The 19,318-nt window shown below is 73.4% G+C and carries 15 protein-coding genes, 1 tRNA gene and 1 pseudogene; 6 read left to right on the top strand and 11 right to left on the bottom strand.

Going from position 1 to position 19,318, the window contains the following annotated elements; all coding sequences use genetic code 11:
- Positions 1-93: 93 nt before the first annotated feature.
- Positions 94-1,362 carry a methyltransferase domain-containing protein gene (locus tag CU044_RS28985; protein WP_240045911.1) on the bottom strand — a complete coding sequence of 423 codons (1,269 nt, stop codon included), beginning with the start codon at positions 1,360-1,362 and terminating at the stop codon, positions 94-96.
- A 358-nt stretch (positions 1,363-1,720) separates the two neighbouring features.
- Positions 1,721-3,664, bottom strand: a complete 1,944-nt coding sequence (locus tag CU044_RS28980) for an EAL domain-containing protein (RefSeq protein ID WP_129771720.1) — start codon at positions 3,662-3,664, stop codon at positions 1,721-1,723.
- A 359-nt stretch (positions 3,665-4,023) separates the two neighbouring features.
- Here CU044_RS28980 and CU044_RS28975 point away from each other — a divergent pair, with 359 nt between their 5' ends.
- Entirely contained in the window at positions 4,024-5,274 is a 1,251-nt protein-coding gene (locus tag CU044_RS28975) for a M6 family metalloprotease domain-containing protein (RefSeq protein WP_129771724.1), read from the top strand.
- A gap of 96 nt (positions 5,275-5,370) precedes the next feature.
- Here CU044_RS28975 and CU044_RS28970 read toward each other — a convergent pair.
- The 7 genes and pseudogenes from CU044_RS28970 to CU044_RS28940 all read right to left on the bottom strand — a co-directional run bounded on the left by CU044_RS28970 (position 5,371) and on the right by CU044_RS28940 (position 12,216).
- Positions 5,371-5,444 (bottom strand) — tRNA-Lys (locus CU044_RS28970).
- 85 nt (positions 5,445-5,529) lie between these two features.
- Positions 5,530-6,222, bottom strand: coding sequence for a hypothetical protein (locus CU044_RS28965; protein ID WP_240045910.1), 693 nt, complete (start codon positions 6,220-6,222; stop codon positions 5,530-5,532).
- Between the two features lie 147 nt (positions 6,223-6,369).
- A complete protein-coding gene (locus CU044_RS28960) occupies positions 6,370-6,717 on the bottom strand; it encodes a hypothetical protein (protein ID WP_129771719.1) in 348 nt (115 codons plus the stop codon).
- 160 nt (positions 6,718-6,877) lie between these two features.
- Complete coding sequence (locus tag CU044_RS28955) at positions 6,878-8,233, bottom strand: AAA domain-containing protein (protein WP_129771723.1); 1,356 nt, start codon at positions 8,231-8,233, stop codon at positions 6,878-6,880.
- 161 nt (positions 8,234-8,394) lie between these two features.
- A pseudogene (locus tag CU044_RS28950) lies at positions 8,395-9,984 on the bottom strand (hypothetical protein); the annotation flags it as partial.
- The gene (locus CU044_RS28945; protein WP_240045909.1) at positions 9,975-11,264 is read right to left on the bottom strand and encodes a hypothetical protein; all 1,290 of its coding nucleotides are present in this window, start codon (positions 11,262-11,264) and stop codon (positions 9,975-9,977) included. The pseudogene CU044_RS28950 and the gene CU044_RS28945, both read right to left, overlap by 10 nt.
- Positions 11,182-12,216 (bottom strand): phosphatase PAP2 family protein, encoded by a 1,035-nt coding sequence (locus tag CU044_RS28940; protein ID WP_129771722.1) that lies wholly within the window; start codon positions 12,214-12,216, stop codon positions 11,182-11,184. The genes CU044_RS28945 and CU044_RS28940 overlap by 83 nt, the downstream gene beginning before the upstream one ends.
- A gap of 228 nt (positions 12,217-12,444) precedes the next feature.
- Between CU044_RS28940 and CU044_RS28935 the strand changes: the two genes are divergently transcribed.
- Positions 12,445-13,041 carry a histidine phosphatase family protein gene (locus tag CU044_RS28935; RefSeq protein WP_129771718.1) on the top strand — a complete coding sequence of 199 codons (597 nt, stop codon included), beginning with the start codon at positions 12,445-12,447 and terminating at the stop codon, positions 13,039-13,041.
- A gap of 73 nt (positions 13,042-13,114) precedes the next feature.
- On the opposite strand, the gene CU044_RS28930 is transcribed toward CU044_RS28935, so the two are convergent.
- Positions 13,115-14,539, bottom strand: coding sequence for a tetratricopeptide repeat protein (locus CU044_RS28930; RefSeq protein WP_129771717.1), 1,425 nt, complete (start codon positions 14,537-14,539; stop codon positions 13,115-13,117).
- A 265-nt stretch (positions 14,540-14,804) separates the two neighbouring features.
- On the opposite strand from CU044_RS28930, the gene CU044_RS28925 reads away from it, so the two are divergent.
- Both CU044_RS28925 and CU044_RS28920 read left to right on the top strand, forming a co-directional pair.
- Positions 14,805-15,236, top strand: coding sequence for a hypothetical protein (locus tag CU044_RS28925; RefSeq protein ID WP_193564105.1), 432 nt, complete (start codon positions 14,805-14,807; stop codon positions 15,234-15,236).
- Positions 15,237-15,312: 76 nt separating this feature from the next.
- Positions 15,313-16,173, top strand: coding sequence for a fused MFS/spermidine synthase (locus CU044_RS28920; protein WP_129771716.1), 861 nt, complete (start codon positions 15,313-15,315; stop codon positions 16,171-16,173).
- Positions 16,174-16,187: 14 nt separating this feature from the next.
- On the opposite strand, the gene CU044_RS28915 is transcribed toward CU044_RS28920, so the two are convergent.
- Positions 16,188-16,793, bottom strand: a complete 606-nt coding sequence (locus CU044_RS28915) for a hypothetical protein (RefSeq protein ID WP_165371995.1) — start codon at positions 16,791-16,793, stop codon at positions 16,188-16,190.
- Positions 16,794-16,914: 121 nt separating this feature from the next.
- On the opposite strand from CU044_RS28915, the gene CU044_RS28910 reads away from it, so the two are divergent.
- On the top strand, positions 16,915-17,748 hold the full coding sequence (locus CU044_RS28910) for a response regulator transcription factor (RefSeq protein WP_240045908.1): 834 nt from the start codon (positions 16,915-16,917) through the stop codon (positions 17,746-17,748).
- Positions 17,745-19,145, top strand: a complete 1,401-nt coding sequence (locus CU044_RS28905; RefSeq protein ID WP_129771714.1) for a HAMP domain-containing sensor histidine kinase — start codon at positions 17,745-17,747, stop codon at positions 19,143-19,145. Before CU044_RS28910 ends, CU044_RS28905 begins: the two co-directional genes overlap by 4 nt.
- Positions 19,146-19,318: the final 173 nt, after the last annotated feature.

Genomic DNA, 19,318 nt, shown 5'->3' with positions numbered 1-19,318 from the left:
TGACCGACGACAACGCGGCGAGGCGCGGCCCGCCGCGGCAGCGGCTGATGTCACCGCGGGCACGCGAGCCCGGCATGATCCAAACGAGAGGCCCTAGGCGCCCTCCGGCCCGGTCGTGAGGACCCCCGCCGGGGTGTGGAGCCACGGTGTCTGCCGGCCGTCAGGGGTGACGGTCAGGCCGAAGCGCTCCGGGCCGGGACTGCCGGCCCGGAGCCACCACCGGTACGTCGCCTCGACCTCGTCCCACAGCCTGCGGGGGCCGTACTGCCAGACCGTGAGCCGCTTGTCCGTCCGGCTGTCCCAGTCGACGGCCGCCCAGGACGTGGTGTCGGTGGTGGCGAGCCAGAGCCGGGACGCCACCCCGTGCACATCCGGGCTGTCGTGCCAGGCGCGCCAGACGTCCGGGAGCCGCAGACCGATGGCGAAGCGCGCGGCCGGGTCGTCGCCCGCCACCGCCCAGGGGCACAGCCGCGTGGCGGACCGCTCCGGTATCTGGTGGTCCTCCACGACATCGCGGTAGATCCGCAGGTCCGTGCGCTGGTTGCGGATGAGCGTGAAGGCGGAGTGCGGGGAGAACCGGCCGGACGCGCTGCCGTCGTCCCGTACGGTGAGCCGCAGCAGCCCGAAGCGGAACCAAGGCGATTCCCAGGGCGTCAGGATCACCCCGCCCGGCCGGGTCTGCTCCAGCCAGGCGCCCGGCACCCGTCGTACGGAGCAGGTGGCGACGACCCGGTCGTACGGCGCGCCCGGCGCGTACCCCGCCGCGCCGTCCCCGGTGATGATCCGGGGCTCCAGGCCGGCGCTCCGGAGACGGCGGGCGGCCTGCGCGCTGAGCCGGGGATCCAGCTCGACGGTGGTCACCCGCTCGCTGCCCAGCCGATGCGCCATCAGCCCGGCGTTCCAGCCGGTACCGGTGCCGATCTCCAGCACGCGGTGACCGTCCTCCACCGCCAGCAGGCGCAGCATACGGAAGACGATCGACGGGGCCGACGCCGAGGACGAGGCCCGGCGCCCGCCGTCGCCCGGGTCCCGGACGTCGTCGGTCCCGTCGTCGATCCAGCCTTCGATCGTGTCGTCGCCGCCGTCACCGATCCCGTCATCGATCGCCGTCACCACCGGACCGTTCGCGTATGCGGCGCGGAGCCAGTGGTCCGGTGCCGCGCCACGGGTACAGGCCGTCAGATCTTCATCGATCCAGACTCTTTCCGGCAGGAACCGGTGCCGCGGAACCGCCCAGAAGGCACGCTCCCACTCCGGCGCGAGCGGCCCGGCCAGGGCGCCGCGCAGCCCGTCGAGCAGCCCTCGCATGGCGGCCCGCTCGGCGGCACCTGTACGGAACGCATGTGGCCCGGCGTCCGTCACCGCGTTACTTGCCGTGCTTCGGCCCGGGTCCGGGCTGAGCCGTGTCCGCCGACGACCCGGGGCCTGTCCGGCGGATCCGCGGATCCTCGCCCCCCGCGCGTTCGCCCTCGGCCCCGCCGCCGGTCTTGACCGTTCCCCAGCTCATGCCTCGCGCCCCAGTCTTCTCGCCGCCATGGTCCAGCGTCCCGGCGGGACAGACGCCGGGACGCCCTTCCACGATCACCCAGCGTCCCGATCACCGGCAAGGGCGCCCGGACGAATGGCGAGTCCCCGCCAGTCACGGGCCCATCTGTTCGGGTACGGGCATCGCACAAGGGCGTGAGCGGCCGTCACATCCCGGACGGGACGGGAACGGCCGTCAGGCGCCTCTCGGGCTGACCGCGACCATCTCCGCGATCCGTTCCGGCGCCACCGGACGGGAGAAGAGCCAGCCCTGCCCCGTGTCACAGCCGATCCGCTGGAGCCGCGCCGCCTGGCCGGAGGTCTCCACACACTCCGCGGTGACCGTCAGACCCAGCCGGTGCGCGAGCTGGATCAGGGCCTCCACGATCGTCTCGTCGGCCGGGCTCGGGTGGACGCCCTCGTCGTAGCGGAAACCGCGGACGAACGAGCCGTCCAGCTTGAGGACGGAGACGGGCAGCCGGCTGAGATACGCGAGGTTCGAGTACCCCGTCCCGAAGTCGTCGATCGCGATCCGTACGCCCATGTCGCTCAGCGCCTGGAGCGCCTGGAGCGGCCGGCCCGCCGAGCCCATCACCGCCGACTCCGTCAGCTCCAGTTGCAGCAGCTGGGGCGCGAGACCGGTCTCCGCGAGGATCTCCGCCACGTCCGCGACCAGATCGGAGTCCCAGACCTGGCGTACGGCGACATTGACGCTGACGAAGAGCGGCCGGGTGTGCGGGTGGTCCAGCTGCCACCGTCTCGCCTGGCGGCATGCCGTACGCAGCACCCAGCGGCCGAGCTGCACGATCGAGCCGTCCTCCTCGGCGATCCCGATGAACCGATTCGGCGCCAGAGTCCCGAACTGCGGGTGGTTCCAGCGCACCAGCGCCTCCACCCCCCGTACGACCCCGTCGGCCATCCCCACCAGCGGCTGGTACTGGAGCACGAACTCCTCGCGCTCCACGGCCGGCCGCAGCGTCGAGGTGAGCGCCTGCCGGGTCATCCGGTGGGCGTTGCGCTCCGGGTCGAAGAGGGTCCAGCGGGCCTTGCCGTCGGCCTTCGCCCAGTACAGCGTGGTGTCGGCGGCCTGCATCAGACCGGTCGGGGTGGTGCCCTCGGCGACCCGTTCCACGACCCCGATCGACGCCGAGACCGAGAGCCGCTGCCCGGCCAGGTCGAAGGGGCGCTGGAGCGCGGTGAGTACGGAGCGCGCCAGATCGGCGAGTTGTTCCGTACCGGTGGAGTCCTCGACGAGGATCGCGAACTCGTCCCCGCCCAGCCGGGCGACCAGATGGCCGCCGCTGCGCGTGTAGCCGTCGTGGTCGGCGCACTCGGTGAGCCGGGTCGCCACGGCCGCGAGCAGCCGGTCGCCGGTGCGGTGGCCGAGGGTGTCGTTGACGGCCTTGAAGCCGTCGAGATCGAGGTAGCACAGCCCGATCCGCCCTGTTCTGCCATCGCCGTACGGCCGGCGGTCCAGATAGGCCGGGGACACGCCGTACGTCACGCCGTCGTACGTCGAGGCCTCCAGCGCGGAGGCGAGCCGCTCGAAGAACAGGGTGCGGTTGGGCAGCCGGGTCACCGGGTCGTGCATCTGGAGATGGCGCAGCCGCGCCTGGAGCTCGCGCCGGTCGCTGATGTCCGCGATCGACAGCAGGGCCCCGCCTCCCTCCGGTACGGGGACGACGGTGACCTCGGCCCAGAGGGTCCGTCCGTCGGGGTGCTTGAGCCGGCGGGTGCAGCGGAAGCGGGCGCGCCGGCGCTCCAGCACCGCGCGATAGGCGTCCCAGGTGCGGCTGTCGGAGGCGAGGTCGACGAGATCGGCCGCGGCCCGGCCGTTCAGCGCGGCGGGTTCGGTGTCGAGGAGCACGGCGAGCGCGTCGTTGGCGCTGACGACCGTGCCCTCGTGGTCCATCACGGCCATGGCGAGTTCGGCGGCCCGGAAGGCGCCGCGGAAGTCCTGTGCGTCGCCCGGCGTGAGGACATCGCGCGGTGTGCGTGCGCCGCCCGGTGTGTGTGCGTCACGCCCGTCCGATGGCTCGGTGGCTGTTCTGCCGAAGGTATGACGCTCCGTGACGGGTGGCCGTGCGATGCCCGCCGCCGCGACCACCGCTGGACGCGGCCCTTCGGAGGTTCCGCTCACGGCTCGCTCCCGCGGTGCAGTCGTGTCGTACAGACGTGTCGTACAGAGTGGTCGGGACGGTCTGCCAGGGAAAGTGTGCCGATCATAGAGGGAGGCCGGGCGGCCGTTCCAGCTCCTGGACATCGAAGAGTCCGCGGAATCCCGTCGGCGTGCTACCGCGCGATCGTTTCTGCACGTCTGTGGCACCGGAAGAGCCCGCCGTGATCGCTTGTGACTTTCCGTGATGCGCCGGGGTGTCGGGTTGTCGACCCAGTGATCACAAGGCCCCTCACCCATGTGGTGCAGCGGAACAGGGCATAGTCGTACAAACCGACCCAGGGTGGGGAGTGGTGCCCCCCAATCCGGAGCCGGAGGTCGATGTGGAGCGTCCGCAGCCACCCGGGGGAGTGGAACGGCCCCGCCTGCGCAGGACCGCGGCCGCCGTGACCTCCCTCGTGGCGCTCGCCGCCACATCGCTGATCGCCGGGCCCGCCGGGGCCTCGGCCCCCGAGGGGCCCTGCGCCCTGCCGCGTACCGGCGCCCATCACTCCCTCGGCCTCGACACCTGGAACGCCTCCTATCCGCGCCCGGACCGTGTCCTCGACGCGGTCATGATCTTTCTCTCCTTTCCCGACTCGGCGCCGCTGGCCGACCCCGCCGAACTGGCGGCCGACCACTTTCCGGCCACCAGCCGCTTCTACGAGCAGGCGTCGTACGGCAAGTTCGCGCTCCGCGCCCACCCGCGGCTCCAGTGGTTCCGGATGCCGCACGCGTCCACCGACTACGGGATACGGCGCGACTGGGAGCCCGCCCGGCGCACGGCCTATCTGCGGGACGCGCTGGCCGCGGCCGATCCGGCGGTCGACTTCTCGCGCTACGACGTCGTGTATCTGGTCGCCGATCCGGACGCGCCCGGTGTCGACTCCGATGCCACGAAGGTGGTCAACTTCGACCGGCCGATGCGGGCGGACGGCACGGACATCCGGCGCATCGTCACCGTCTTCGAGCGGCACCCGCCGGACCGCAACGTGCTGGCCCACGAGACCGGGCATGTCTTCGATCTGGCGGACCTGTACCACCGGCCCACGGACGGCAGGGGCGACTGGGACACCTATGTCGGTGACTGGGATGTGATGGGAAGCCAGTTCGGGATGGCGCCGGATCTCTTCGGCTGGCACAAGTGGAAGCTCGGCTGGCTGGACCAGCGGCAGGTGCGGTGCGTACCGCCCACGGGCACGAGCCTGCTCACCCTGGAGCCGATCGCGGCGGCGCCCACCCCCGGCGGGAGCGCCGGGACCCGGCTCGCGGTCGTCAGGACCGGCCGGAACACCGCGCTGGCCATCGAGGCGCGCGCGGCGACCGGAAATGATCTGCACACCTGCACCGAGGGGGTGCTGATCTACCGGGTACGCGGCGAGACGGCGTCGGGCGGTGGCCCGGTCGAGGTGGTGGACACCCACCCGGGCGGCGAGGGCTGCTGGGACCGGTCGGTCTATCCGCCGCTGGCGGACGCGCCGCTGGGGGTCGGCGAGACCTTCACGGTGGAGCAGGAGCGGACACGGGTGGAGGTGGCGGACCGTACCCCCACGGGAGCCTGGACCGTCAAGATCACCCCGGAGGTCACGTCCTAGAACCCCGGGGCCTCACGCCTCGTGCCCTGTACGCGGAAACGTGTACGCGGAAAACGGAGGAGCCCCTCGCTCGCGCGAGGGGCTCCTCCGTGTCTGTGCGCCGCCAGGGACTCGAACCCCGGACCCGCTGATTAAGAGTCAGCTGCTCTAACCAACTGAGCTAGCGGCGCCTGCTGACGTCGTAGACCTTAGCACCCGGATCGGCGCGAAGAAAAATCGATACAGACAGGCCCCTTCAGCAGGTGTTTCCCATGGTCAGGAGCGTGACCGGGGCAGTCGGGCGGCCGCCGACGACGACGGTTCAGGCGCCGTCCTGGGGCGCGGTACGGAGCCCGGCCCGGCCGCCGCCTGGTCGCGGGCCGCCCGTACGCAGGCCCAGAGCAGCACATCGGGTCCGGGCAGCCAGGGGTGGCGGGTGTCGGGGGCGACCATCCAGCGCGGCCCCGACGCGGGTCCCGGTGACAGCGGGGGGACGGTCACCGCGTCACCGGTGCCGTGGCAGAGCAGGGGAGGCGGCGCCGTCTCCGGCTCACCGCCGCCCGAGCCGCCGCCCCACTCCTCCCAGGAGAGCAGGGACGGCAGCCGCTGGGCGGTGCCCGGCGCGGCGAACAGGAGCGTACGGCCGCGGTACGCGGCGACCGGCCCGGAGCCGGGGCCGTCCGCCCACAGCCGGTCCAGCATGCGCCGGCCGAAGAACGCGGGGGCGTTCACCACGTCGAAGGCGGAGCCACAGGGCAGCACCGCGGGCGCGGTCGGACGGGCGGTCCAGAGGGAGAGCGTGGAGCGGGGGTACGGTCCTGCGGAGGCGAGCCACTCCGCCCCGGCCTGGGTGACCCGCGCGGTCTGAGGGCCGCCCTCGTCACGGAGAAGACCGAAGATGTCGGTGCGGCGCTCGTCGTCGCTCATGCCGGGACTCAGCGGGGATTCATCTCGTAGCCATGCGCTCATGACAGTCAGATCTACCGGGAGTAATGGACCCGTTCCCGAGAGTTCGCGAAAGACGGGACAGGGCGGCGCGGGGAGGCGTAACCTGCGCCACGCATATGCCACATGGGTGACACACAGACCCGCCAGTGCCGTGCCGTCCCGTCGGCCTCACTGGCTCGCCAGGCCCTCGCCGCTCAGCAGGTCCCGGCCGAACTCGACCATCTTCTTCGCGTAGTCCTCGGTCCACTGCGCGCGCAGCGCGATGTCCGCCGTCGTCAGCCGGTCGAAGCGGCGGGGATCGGCGAGCTGCGCGGCGGCGATCGCCTGGAACTCGACGGCCCGGTCGGTCGCCGCCCGGAACGCGAGAGTCAGCTCCGTCGCCCTGGCCAGCAGGTCGGCGGGGTCATCGATGGATTCGAGGTCGAAGAAGTGCTCGGGGTCGGCGACCGCCTCCGAGGGCTCGAAGAGCAGTGGTGCCGGCCGCAGCCGCCGCTCGCTCCGCTCGGGATCCGCCATCGGTTCTCCTCCTGTCGTGCGTGTGGGGCCTTTCGGCCACCGTCCATTGTCCCGCCCGGCGCAAGAGGGCCTCGGGCCCGCCCGCGAAGTCCCGCGAAGTCCCGGCTGCCCGCGACGGACGGCGCTACGTCGCAGGCAGGCCCTCGTATCGTGCGCCTTCTCAGGGCCGCCAGCTCACCCGGTGCTCCGAGAGCTTGGCCAGAACCGAGTGGTTCGCCTCCCAGCCGTCCGGGAACTTCACCGTCACCCCCAGCCGCACCGGCTCCGTCGAGGGGTGCTCGTCCAGCAGCTCCGCCACGCCCGCGCGGCACACGACGACACACGCGTGCCGGTGCCGGGACGCGAGCACGCACAGCCGGCCCGTCTCCAGATGGAACGCGGTGGCGTCCGGCCGCCCGGAGAGCGGGTGGAGCACCACCGTGACATCGAACTCACGGCCCTGGAGCCGGTTCGCGGTGTCCACCGCGACCCCGCTCACCCCCAGCTCCGCGAGGGCCGCGCGGACCGCCGCCGCCTGGTCGCGGTGGGCGGTGCCGACCGCGATCCGGTCGGCCGTCACCGGCACCGCGTCGGGGGAGCGCTCGCTGGTGGCCGCGCCGCCCCGGTCCAGCACCCTGCGCACGACCAGCGCCACGGCCCGTACCGCCTCCGGGTCCGTACGGGGCGTACGCCGGGCGGGCAGCTCCAGCAGGCCCCAGCCGGACTCGGCGGCCTCGTCGAGCACCCGGTCGGGACCCGAGCCGTCGGAGGGCACCCCGAACGCGAGCCTCCGGTCGCCGTGGCCCGTACCGCTGCGGAACGGCGTGTACGGGTAGAACGCGTCCGACACGAGCGGCGCCGCGGACGCGGGCAGCCGCCAGGACACGGGCAGCCGGTGCTGGGGCAGCTCGGGGTTGTGCGCGAGGAGCGTGGAGACCGCGCTCGCGGACGGGTCGTACGACAGCCCAGCCCACTGGTCGGCGCCCACCACGCTGAACGGGTCGAGCTGGCCGGGGTCGCCGACGAACAGCGCGCGTTCGAAGAGCCCGGCGACGGCGAGCAGCGCGTCCGAACGCATCTGGTACGCCTCGTCCACGATGGCGTGCCGCCAGGGCTCGACCCCCTGCACATGCGCCCACTTCGCCGCGGTCGAGATCACGACGTCGAGCCCCGCCAGATCCGCCGCCTTCGCGGACTTGCGGACGTTCGGCAGCGCGTCCAGGACCTTGTCGTACGGGTCGGGGTCATTGCTGTGCAGCCGGCCGACCGGCAGCTCGGGGTCCTTCTCGGCGAGCCGCGCGACCAGGTCGTCCACCTGCGCGTTGGTCTGCGCGACGACCATCAACGGCCGCCCGGCGGCGGCCAGTTCGCGGGCGGCCCGTACGACGAGCGTCGATTTGCCCGCGCCGGGCGGTGAGTCGACGACCACGCCGCGGTGGGTGCCGTGCAGCGTGTCGCGCAGGATCGCGTCGGTGGCGCGCGCGGCGGCGGCGCCCGGGTCGAAGGGCGCGTGGCCGGGGCGGCCGGGGCCGGGCAGGGCCGCGGTTTCCGACGCGGCGGTGTCCGTCACAGGAAGTCCTCCTCGGTGACCGGGTCCGGAGCCTCGGCCGTCGGCCCGGTCTCGGCCTGGGTGTGGGCCTGGGTCTGGGCTTGGGTCCCGGTCTCGGTCGCGATCTCGGTCTGGGCCCGGGGCGCGTCCTCCGCACCCGGCGGCCCGCCGTGCGTCCACGGCGTCTCCTCCGCGTCCGGCAGTCTCGGGCCACCGCGCTGGTCGTGCTCGAAGAGCGTCCAGGCGATCCGGTCGCCCTTCTCCGGCACGGAGCCGGGAGCGGGCTCCTTGCCACGGCCCATACGGTCCGTCAGCCGGAGCACCAGCACACCGTCGGCGCTGTCGGTCCCGTCCGCCCCGTCCGCCCCGTCGGCCCCGTCGGCGGACGACCGTACGAACTCCGCCGACTGCGGCTTGCCGTCCAGCGAACGGAACACCTTCGTACCCGCCTCCAGATGCGGCCGGTCGTCGGTGCGGACGGTGACCAGCGGGCGGGGGCTCGGCCGTTTGCTCTCGCTGTACGCCATCACCACCTCCGTCACCTCGCTCAGGAACGCCTCGCCCGACAGCCTGCGCCCCGCGAACACCAGCGGATCGTCCAGCGCCTCCTGGGCCTCCAGCTGCGCCTGCGCCGTCTCGCGCGAGGCGAGCTTCCGCGCCGCCGTCACCGCGTCGTCCCGCCGCGGCTGCGGCGGCTCCCCGGCGCGCACCCGGTCGCGGTGGCCGGTGAACGACCAGCGGTCGCGCGTCCAGCGATCGGTGACGCGCGCTCCCTCGGGCAGCGCGCGCAGCAGGTCGAGACCGCGCCACACCGCGTCCCAGGTCGGCCGCATGACGCCCGCCAGCAGCTCGCGGATCTCCCGCTCCGCGGCGGTCAGCCGGGCCAGCTGCTCTTCCGCGCCGGGCCCGTCCTCGGCCGCCGCGAGCGCCTGGCGGGCCCGGTCGTACCCCTCGATGGCGGGCGCCAGCAGCCTGTTGTCGAACGCCGGGTCGGTGGCGGGCCCCGCCGGGGGGCAGCACAGCTGTCCGCCGCGGTCCCGGTCCAGCTCGGCCCGGAGCGCCGCCTCGGCGCCCGAGGCGCCCTCGGGCGGATCGATCCAGGCGAGCAGCGCGCCGAGATGCTGGTCCTCCAGGCTGGACTGCCCGGTCGCCCAGTGACGGTTCAGCAGATCGGTCGCCGCGAGCAGCAGCGAGGACCCCGGCACCCGGGCGCGCTCGCCGTAGTGCGTCAGCCAGCGGCCGAGCAACGGCACGCGCGGCGGCGCGGGATACGGCGTGTCCGGGTCGTCCTCGGCCGTGCGCCGGAACCGCATCGACCGCCCCAGCAGCCGTACGAAGTCGATGCCCGGCCGGCTCGGCACGATCAGCTGCGGCGCGTCCACGCACAGCTCGGCCTCGACCTTGACCCGCTTGCCGGTCTCCGGGTCCGTCTCGCTGCGCTCGGCGGGCTCGATGACATCGGCGTACGCGTCGAGATACGGCAGCACGGCCTCGGCCAGCTCGCCGAGGAACGCGAACCGCAGATCGCGGTCGCGCGGCTGCGCGACGGTCAGCAGCCGGGGCGCGTCCCGGTCCGTCCCGACCAGCGCGCCGAGCGGGGCACCGGCCTCGCCCGCGGTGGTGAGCGGTACCAGCACCAGCGGCTCGTCCGAGATCCGGCGGTGCCGGACGGTGGCCAGCGGCCGGGCGCGTCCGCTCTCGACGGCCTCCAGCCGGGCGAGCGTACTGATCAGCGACATGTGACCGCCTCACCCGCGGACCCGGCGACCGACCCGTGGGCCACTTCGCCGACCGCCTCGCCGACCGCCTCGCCGACCGCCTCGACGGCCTCTCCTTCGCCTCCGCCGCCCGTCGCCGCACGCGAAGCCCCGGCCGCCGCCAGTGCCTCCGCCCGCAGCGCGGCCGCCCTGCGCAGCGCGAGGACCGTCGGGTCCGCCGGGTCGCCCGCCCCGCCGTGCGCCGCGGCCAGCACCGCGCCGACCGTGGTCAGACCGCCCAGCTCGCCCCGTACGCCACGGCCCAGCGCCTCCACCGCGCCTTCAGCGCGGGCCCGGTGGCGGCAGTGGAATGCCAGTTCGCACGCGGACAGGCATTCGGGCGCGTAGGCCGCCGGGACCGATTCGACCGCGGCCGTCAGCTCCTCGCCCGAGCAGTGGTCCAGATCGAAGGTGGTGCCCTCGGGCAGCCCGGCCGCGATGTCCTCGATCCTCGTCAGCCTGGCCAGCTGACGGCGCGTCACCGACAGCTGCTTGCGTACGTCCACGACCGACGCGGCCGGCAGGTTGGAGAAGTCCTTGGGGCAGACCAGCAGTACGCGGTCCGCCACCTCCGCGCCCGCCGTGTGCAGGGCGACCCGCTCCAGCGCCAGTACGTACACCGCGGCCTGCCGCGCCGCCGCCCCCACCTTCGCCGCGTCCGCCGAACCGTCGATCATCGGGAAGGACTTGATCTCCACGACCGTCCACCGGCCGTCCGGACGGACCACCACCGCGTCCGGCTCCAGATACGCGGGGGAGCCCGCCACCTCAAGAGCCAGCAGCGGATGGTCGAGCAGTGCCCACGCCCGCGCCTCCGTGGCCTCGCGCAGCGCCAGCGCCGTACGGGCCGTACGCCCCTCGGGACCGGCCGCCGACAGATCGGGGACGAGGACCTCACCGGGGGCGGGCGGGGGAGACTGCCCGCCGAGCCGTTCGGACAGCAGTCGCATCAGCTCCGTACCGCCGTCGGCCTTGACCTTGGCCTCGAAGGCGTTGCCGCGCATGAACGCGAACTGCGACTGGCCGAACGGTGCGGGCGAGCCGAGCGCCGACGCGAGCGCCGCCTTGTCGACCCCGGCGCCGTCCAGCAGGGCGCGCCGCCGGCAGCCCGGGTTGGCGGCGAGGGCCGCCAGCGCGCGGGCGTCGAGCGGATGCGGCGCGACGGCGGGGCCGCGCAGCTCAGCGAGCCGTCGCCGGAGTGTCGTCTGCGGAGGTGGTGCCGGTGGTGCCGGTGCGGGCCCGCTGCCCAGGGAATCGCTCACCCGCGGAAGTCTCGCATCCGCCGCTGACAACCGGGCCGTTACGGGGTGAGGCACGGGACGGCGCACGGGGCGACGAGGCGGCGGAAGAGGACACGGGGGAGGCGGCGGGGGACGGCGGGGAGACGGCGGCGGGGGACCTGTCGGCCGATGTCGGCGACCGTCCGGAGCGGGTCCGCGCCGCGGCCCGTACGCGCTCGGCCGCGCGCAGCGCCGGCCGGGTCAGCAGCGCCCCGAGGCCCATCACCGCCGCGCCCGCGACCGCGTCCAGGAAGTAGTGGTTCGCGGTCCCCATCACCACCACGGTGATGACCAGCGGATAGCCGGCGCCCAGCCACTTCACCAGCGGGGCACGGGCGTGCCGCCACAGCAGCACCCCGCACCACACGGCCCAGCCGACATGCAGGCTCGGCATCGCCGCGTACTGGTTGGTCATCGCGCCGAGACCGCGCGGCGCGCTCGCCTCGTCGCCCCACCAGCCGTACGAGCTGTACTGCGCCATGGTGTCGACGAAGCCGTGTCCGGCCGCCAGCAGCCGGGGCGGGCAGGTGGGCAGGAGGGTGAAGCCGGCCAGGCCGAGGACGGTGGAGAGCATCAGCCAGGTGCGGGCGGCCCGGTAGCGGGCCGGGCGGCGGCGGAAGAGCCAGACGAGGACGGCCGGGGTGACGAGGTAGTGCAGCGAGGCGTAGGCGAAGTCGGCGGGTATGCCGAGGGCCGGGGTGCTGGTGAAGAGCCGGTTGAGCGGATGCTCGGCGTTGAGGAGGAGCGCCTTCTCCACCCGCAGGATCGCCAGTCCGTGGTCGACGGCGGTCGAGACGTCGCCCCGTGCGAGCAGTCGGCCCAGTGAGTACGCCGCGTAGACCAGGACGAGCAGCGTCAGCTCGGTCCACCAGCGAGGCCGTGGGCGAGGATGTGTCGTCCCAGGGCTCTGCGGCGCGCTGGCGCTGTACGGCATCCGGACGATCTCCATCATATTTTCATGCAGCTGTCGGCCGATGTTCAACCGTACGGTGTACGAGATTGAGCCCCTCGGCCGGGTGTGCCTTCGGAAGAATGTTCGACAACATCCCCTGACGGTGAGAGGGACGCGGAGATCTTCCGGGAGGTTGCCCCTGGAGATCGCCTTCCGTTCAGGTGCGCGATGATGGAACGGCACCAGTTGTGAACCTCAGGGAGCACCTTCATGGCACCGCGCATCCTGCTCGCCCGGCACGGTCAGACGGCGTGGTCGCTGTCCGGCCAACACACGGGCAGGACGGACATCCCGCTGCTCGACGAGGGCCGGCGCGGCGCCGAGCTGCTGGGCGAACGGCTCCACCGGGCGCCGTGGTCGGGGCTGCCCGGTGTGGAGATACGCACCAGCCCGCTGGCGCGCGCCGCCGAGACCTGCGCGCTGGCCGGGTTCGGCGACCGGGCCGAGGAGTGGGACGCGCTGATGGAGTTCGACTACGGCGCGTACGAGGGCATGACCCCGGCGCAGATAAAGGCGGACCGGCCCGACTGGTTCATCTGGCGCGACGGAGTCCCGGACGGCGAGACCCTGGAGCAGGTCTCCGCCCGCGCCGACGAGGTCGTCTCCTGGGCGCGCTCGGCGGACCGTGACGTCCTGGTCTTCGCCCATGGCCACATCCTGCGCGCGATCGGCGCGCGCTGGCTGGGCGAGGACATCTCGTTCGCGGCGCGGATCCGGCTCGACCCGACGTCGGTGTCGGTGCTGAGCTGGGCGTACGACCTGCCGGCGATCCAGGTCTGGAACGACACGGCGCATCTCACGCGCTGACGGGGGCTCGGGCTGACGGTTCCGGGCTCCGGGGCTCCGGGGCTCTGGGGATCCGGGCTTCCCGCTTCGGCCCTCAGGCCCGGACGTTCGTCGAGGCGTGGCGGTCCAGGAAGGCGCCCACCTCCGGCAGCCGCCGCTGCGGCAGCAGGACCCGCGCCGTGGCCGCCAGTCTCGTATGGATACGGGACGACTGGACGGCGTCCAGCGCGTCCAGCACCTGATGGCCGGCCGCCGCCGCCTCGTCCGGCGCGCCGGCGCGGGCCAGGTCCGTGGCCAGCTCCACCCGGTAGAGCGCCAGATTGCGGGCGAAGTGCGGATCCTGGAGCGCCGTCGCACGGTGGGCGTGCCGCGCCGCGCGTGACCAGTCGCCCAGCGCCGCGTGACACAGCGCCTCCTGTGACTCCAGCTCCGGCTCGCCGAAGAAGGACATCCACTCGGGGTCGGCGTCCGAGGGGCCTCGGCCGAAGAGGCCGTGGGCCCGGGACAGCGACCGCTCGCAGTTCGTACGGTCGCCCAGCTTGGCCCAGCCGGCCGCCTCGCGCAGGGAGAGCAGCGACAGCAGCCGTGGCGAGGCGAGATGCCTGGCGGCGCGCCGGCCCGCCTGCGCGGTGTGCACCGCTTCCCGGTACCGGCCCGAATCCTTCGCCAGGAACGAGGTGTTGGCGAAGGCGTGCGCCTCCACCCCGGGGTCGTTCGCCATCCGCGCCGTCGCCAGCGCCTCCGCGTAGTGCGAGCGCGCGTCGTCGAAGCGGCCGGAGTCATGGGCGAGCCAGCCCACCGAGATCGACAGCTCGCCGGCGCCCGCGTAGAGCCGGTCGGCGATGGACTGGCGGGAGGGCATGCCCGAGTCGAGCAGCGCGTGGGCGGCGCGCAGCGGCTGGGCCGCCTGCCGGTAGATCCCGTCGGCGCCGTGCCGGTCGTCCAGCAGCCGGATCCGCCGCACGGCCGCCTCGACGGCGAGCACCTCGGCGTCGCAGGCCGGCCGCGGTGTCCGCCGCGGCGGGGGTACGGCCGCGGCGGCCGTACCGCCGAGACCGAGGGAGGCGGCCACCACCGTGACGGGGCCGCTCGTCATGAACGCGCGGCGCAGCACGTCGCTCTCCTCGCTGGTGTCGCCGGTATCGCTCGTATCGCTGGTGCGGCTCCGGCTGTTGGTGGTGTCCACCCTGTCGGCTCTGCCTGTTCTGTCCGCTCTGTTCATGGCGGTCGCCGTGGTCGCCGTGGCCCGCGCCGCTCTGCCGCGTACGTGCTCGCGTGGACAGAAGCCCAGGTCCTTCAGGCTCAGCCCGGGGAACATGTGCAGGAAAACCCGTTCGTACGCGTAGTTGGGGCAGCGGATCTCGCCTGCCTCCACCCGTCCGATATAACGTGCGTCACAGGCGACTTGTTCACCGATCTCCCGCGCGGCCCTGCGTACGGCGGCGGCGAACTCCCCCGGCGAGCGCCGCCCGCGCAGCCGGCGGAAGGCGAGGTTGGGAACTGCCCGAGACAACGCCATGGCCGAGCCCTCTCCTGGTACAGCCGTTGGTGCGCGCGGGTCACCCGGAGCGTGCGGTGCGGTGTGACGCGGTGCCCAACTCCGGTTGTTCCGACGGGCAGAACGTACCGGCTGTGACGGTCGTGACACATAGAGTTTGCCCACAAACCGGATTTCTCGCCCATGATCTGCCATGAACTGCCATCTTTTTCGGCGGTGCGCCGCCGTAGCCGTTGACGCCGCTCCGCGTTGAACCGCGTGGGAGACGCTCAATGTGGAGGTCGGTATGGACACCAGTGGTGGCTCGCGGACGACTGCTCGGCGCGTGCCCGGCCAGGAGTGCGGCGCGCGTCCCGGGGACGACGCCGGGGAGCCCTGCGACCTGGTGACGGTGCCGGCCCGGCAGGGCTTCGAGGCGGTGGACATCCTGCGCCGCGGGGGTGCCTCTCCCAAGGTGGGACCCGTGCTCCACGACGGCCCGTGCGACACCCTGGGCTTTCTGGTCCCGCCGGGTACGGCCGCGGGCTGGGACATGCCGGGCAGCGCCTGTACGCAGACGAACGGCCGGGGTTTCCGTATCCCCGCCGAACCCCCGATCATCGGCTCGGCCTGGCTGCTCCACCCCGATACGACGGGCCCGGTCACGGATCCGGCGCTGCTGAGGGAGGCGCTGGGCGAGGCGGCGCGGCTCCTTGAGGCCGCCGACCGATGCAGATAGCCGGACGCGTCCCCTCCGGCCGCGGTCTCCGGTGGCGAGTGAGCCGGAGGCGAACCGAGCCCCCAAAATAGAAGGCGTGGCAAAGAACAGGCGCCGGGCGCCCTCCGTGACGGTCCTGGCCGAGGATGTCGACGGCGGTCGCGCCGAGCTGGTGCCCGACCGGGAGCGGGCGCGGGCCTGGTCGTTGCTGATCGACGGGGCCCCGCAGTCCCATGTCGACCTCGACGACCCCACCCATCTCTCCTTCGCGTATCAGCGCAGGCTCGGCCATGCCGTCGATCTCGTGGCGCCCGCGGGCCGGCCGTTGCGTGTCGTGCATCTCGGTGGCGGGGCCTTCACTCTCGCCCGTTACATCGCCGCCACCCGCCCCCGCTCCACCCAGCAGATCGTCGAAGTGGACGGTCCCCTCGTCCACTTCGTGCGCGAGCGGCTGCCGCTGGACCCGAACGCCCGTATCCGCGTCCGCACCGCCGACGCGCGGGCCGGGCTCGCGAAAGTGCCGGACGGCTGGGCGGATCTGGTGATCGCGGATGTGTTCGGCGGCGCCCGTACCCCCGCGCATCTGACCAGCGTCGAGTTCCTGGGCGACGTACGCCGGGCCCTGAGCCCGGACGGTCATTACGCGGCCAATCTCGCGGACGGTCCGCCGCTGGCGCATCTGCGCGGCCAGATCGCCACCGCCGCCGCCGTCTTCGGGCGGCTCGCGCTCGCCGCCGATCCGGTGGTGTTCCGGGGCCGCCGCTTCGGGAACGCCGTACTGCTCGCCTCGGACCGTGAGTTGCCCGTCGCCGAGCTGACCCGCCGGGTCGCGAGCGATCCGCATCCGGGACGGGTGGAGCACGGCCGGGCGCTGGCCGACTTCACCGGCGGCGCGGCCGTGGTGACCGACGCGAGTGCCAAGGCGTCGCCGCCGCCTCCGGCCGACGCGTTCACATAGCCCGGCGCGTTCGCTCAGCGGTCATCGAACTGCACCATCGGCGGATGGCCGTTCCAGGTGCAGAACACCGAGACCTCCCGGCCGTCCCGGGTGAACGTCACCCGGATCCAGGTCGGTTGTGTCCACACCTGCATCTGCCAACCGCTGTCGGGCGTCGCCGAGACCAGTTCGGCCGAGGCGCTCCCGATGTCGAAGACGACCCGGCCGCCGTCGACCGTATAGCCCTTCACCTCGCCGGAGGCGCCGGACGGATCGGAGCCCGACCCCGACCCCGACCCCGCGCCCTCGTCCCCGTTCCCGTGCTCGTGTGTGCTCCCGCCCGTTGTCCCGTCCTGGTCCTTCGTCTTCTCGGCCGGCGGATGCGATGAGGGCCGTTCGCTGCTGCTCGGTGCCGCCGCGGGCGAAGAGGGCGGCTTCGCGGACGGGCTCGGGGGACGCCAGGTGGACGAGGCGACGGGGCTCGCGCCCGGTTCCGTCGCGCTGTCCACGGGCAGCGGGAGCGCGCGCGGTGGATCGTACGCCGTCCCCGCCATGACCGAGTGGACGCCCCACCACGACAGCGTGACCGCCGCGCCCGTGGCGAGCGACCACGCCAGGGTGTGTACGAGTCCCATGCGCATCCGGGCCATACTGCACCACCCGCACCACGGCTGTCCCGTGAGCGCCGGGAAGGGGCACCGGTCACGGCCGACCCGGGAGACCGGCCCTCCCGCACCCCGTGGATGGCGTACGGTGCCGCCCATGCCCAGTGTGCTCGTGGTCGAGGACGACCAGTTCGTACGCTCCGCTCTCATCAGGCACTTGACCGAGGCCTCCCACACCGTGCGGAGCGTCGGTACGGCTCTGGAGGCGCTGCGCGAGGTGGCCCATTTCCAGTTCGACGTGGTCATTCTCGACCTCGGTCTGCCCGATCTGGACGGCGCGGAGGCGCTGAAGATGCTGCGCGGCATCACCGACGTACCGGTGATCATCGCCACCGCGCGGGACGACGAGGCGGAGATCGTACGGCTGCTCAACGACGGCGCCGACGACTACCTCACCAAGCCGTTCTCGGTGGAGCATCTGGCGGCCAGGCTGGCGGCCGTACTGCGCCGTTCGCGCGCCACCGCCGGCGAGGCCACGCCACCGCGCGTCATCCGGGTCGGCGGGCTCTCCATCGATCCGCTGCGCCGCCAGGCCGAGTTGGACGGGGCCCGGCTGGATCTGACCCGGCGGGAGTTCGACCTGCTGACGTTCCTCGCCGGACGCCCGGGGGTGGTCGTGGCGCGCAAGGAACTGCTCGCGGAGGTGTGGCAGCAGTCGTACGGCGACGACCAGACCATCGACGTCCATCTCTCCTGGCTGCGGCGGAAACTCGGCGAGACCGCGGCCAGGCCGCGCTATCTGCACACGCTGCGGGGCGTCGGCGTGAAACTGGAGCCGCCCGTTCCGCCCGCTCCTCCTGCCTCGCCCGTTCTGCCTGCCCCTCCCGTCTCACCCGTTCCGCCCGTCCCTGAGGGGTCCGTATCCGGGCCGCCCGTACGGGAGTTGCCTCTCCCCGGGCCGCTCCCGCCCGTCGCGGAGCCGCCCGTATGAGATGGGCCCTGGTCAAGGTGGCCGTGGCTGTGACGGCCATGGTCGTCGTGGCCTTCGCCGTCCCGCTCGGACTGGTCATCAAGGAGATGGCCAGGGACCGCGCGTTCTCCAACGCCGAGCGCCAGGCCGCCGCCATCGCCCCCACCCTCTCCATCACCACCGACCGCGAGCAGCTGGAACGGGCCATCGCCTCCACCAACGCCGGTGCCGACGGCCGGATGGCCGTGCATGTCCCGGCCGCGGCGGGGCCGGAGTCCGGTCGCCTGGACATCGGGCGGGGACGGGCCGCCGAGAAGGATCTGTGGACCGTCCAGCGGATCCCCCGCGCGGCCATGGCCGAGGTCGCGGGCGGCTCCGTACTGCTCCAGCCGACCGCCATCAGCTCCGGCCGGATCGCGATCGTCGAGATCTTCGTCCCCCAGAACGAGGTGTCCAAGGGCGTCACCACCGCCTGGCTGGTGCTCGCCGGAGTGGGAATCGCGCTGATCGTCGGATCCGTCGCCGTCGCCGACCGGCTCGGCGTACGGATGGTCGAGCCCGCCCAGCGGCTCGCGGGCGCCGCGCACGCGCTGGGCGAGGGAAAACTCGGCGCGCGGGTCCCGGAGGAGGGCCCCGCCGAGCTGCGGTCCGCCGCGATCGCCTTCAACTCCATGGCCGACCAGGTCGTCGGGCTCCTCGCCAACGAGCGGGAACTCGCGGCCGATCTCTCGCACCGGCTGCGCACCCCGCTCACCGTACTGCGCCTCAACGCCGCGTCCCTGGGCGAGGGACCGGCCGCCGACCAGACCAGGGCCGCGGTCGCGCAGCTGGAGCGGGAGGTCGACACGATCATCCGTACCGCCCGTGAGGCCAAGCCGCAGACGGTGGCGGCGGGTCCGGCCGGCGGGTGCGACGTCTCGGAAGTCGTCAAGGAGCGGATGGACTTCTGGTCGGCGCTGGCGGAGGACGAGGGCCGTACGGCACGGGTCGCGGGCATCGGCCGTCCCGTACGCATACCGGTCGTCCGCGCCGAACTGGCCGCCGCCCTCGACGCGTTGCTCGGCAACGTCTTCCGCCACACCCCGGAGGGCACGGCCTTCGCCGTCGACGTGCACAACGGGGAGGACGCCGTGATCGTCCTCGTCTCGGACGCGGGCTCCGGCATCGCCGACCCGAAGGCCGCCCTCACTCGGGGCAACAGCGGCGGCCGGGAGGGCTCGACCGGGCTGGGCCTGGACATCGTGCGCAGGGTGGCCGAGTCGACGGGCGGCGACGTACGGATCGGACGCTCGGTGCTCGGCGGTACCGAAGTACGGATCTGGATCGGCCTCGACGGATGGCGCACCGCGGACGGGCCGCGCCGGGGCCACCGGCTGCGGCGGCGCGGACGCCGCGGCGGCCCCGGCCCGGACCTTTAACGGCTTCCGATGCGTTCCTTAAGCGCGTCCTAAGGACAGCGGGGCCCGCCCGGAACGGGCCGTTCGTCCGGATCGGCGCCGGAGCCGGAGTCGGAGTCGGCGGTCGAACCGGAACCCTCGCCGCCGGTCGCGCTCGGCGCCGTGGCGCCGCCCTCATCCTTGGCCGGGCCGCT

The organism is Streptomyces sp. L-9-10 (assembly GCF_004151105.1).
Lineage (GTDB): Bacteria > Actinomycetota > Actinomycetes > Streptomycetales > Streptomycetaceae > Streptomyces.
The sequence above is the reverse complement of the archived record's forward strand: the minus strand, read 5'-3'. Positions and strand labels throughout refer to the sequence as shown.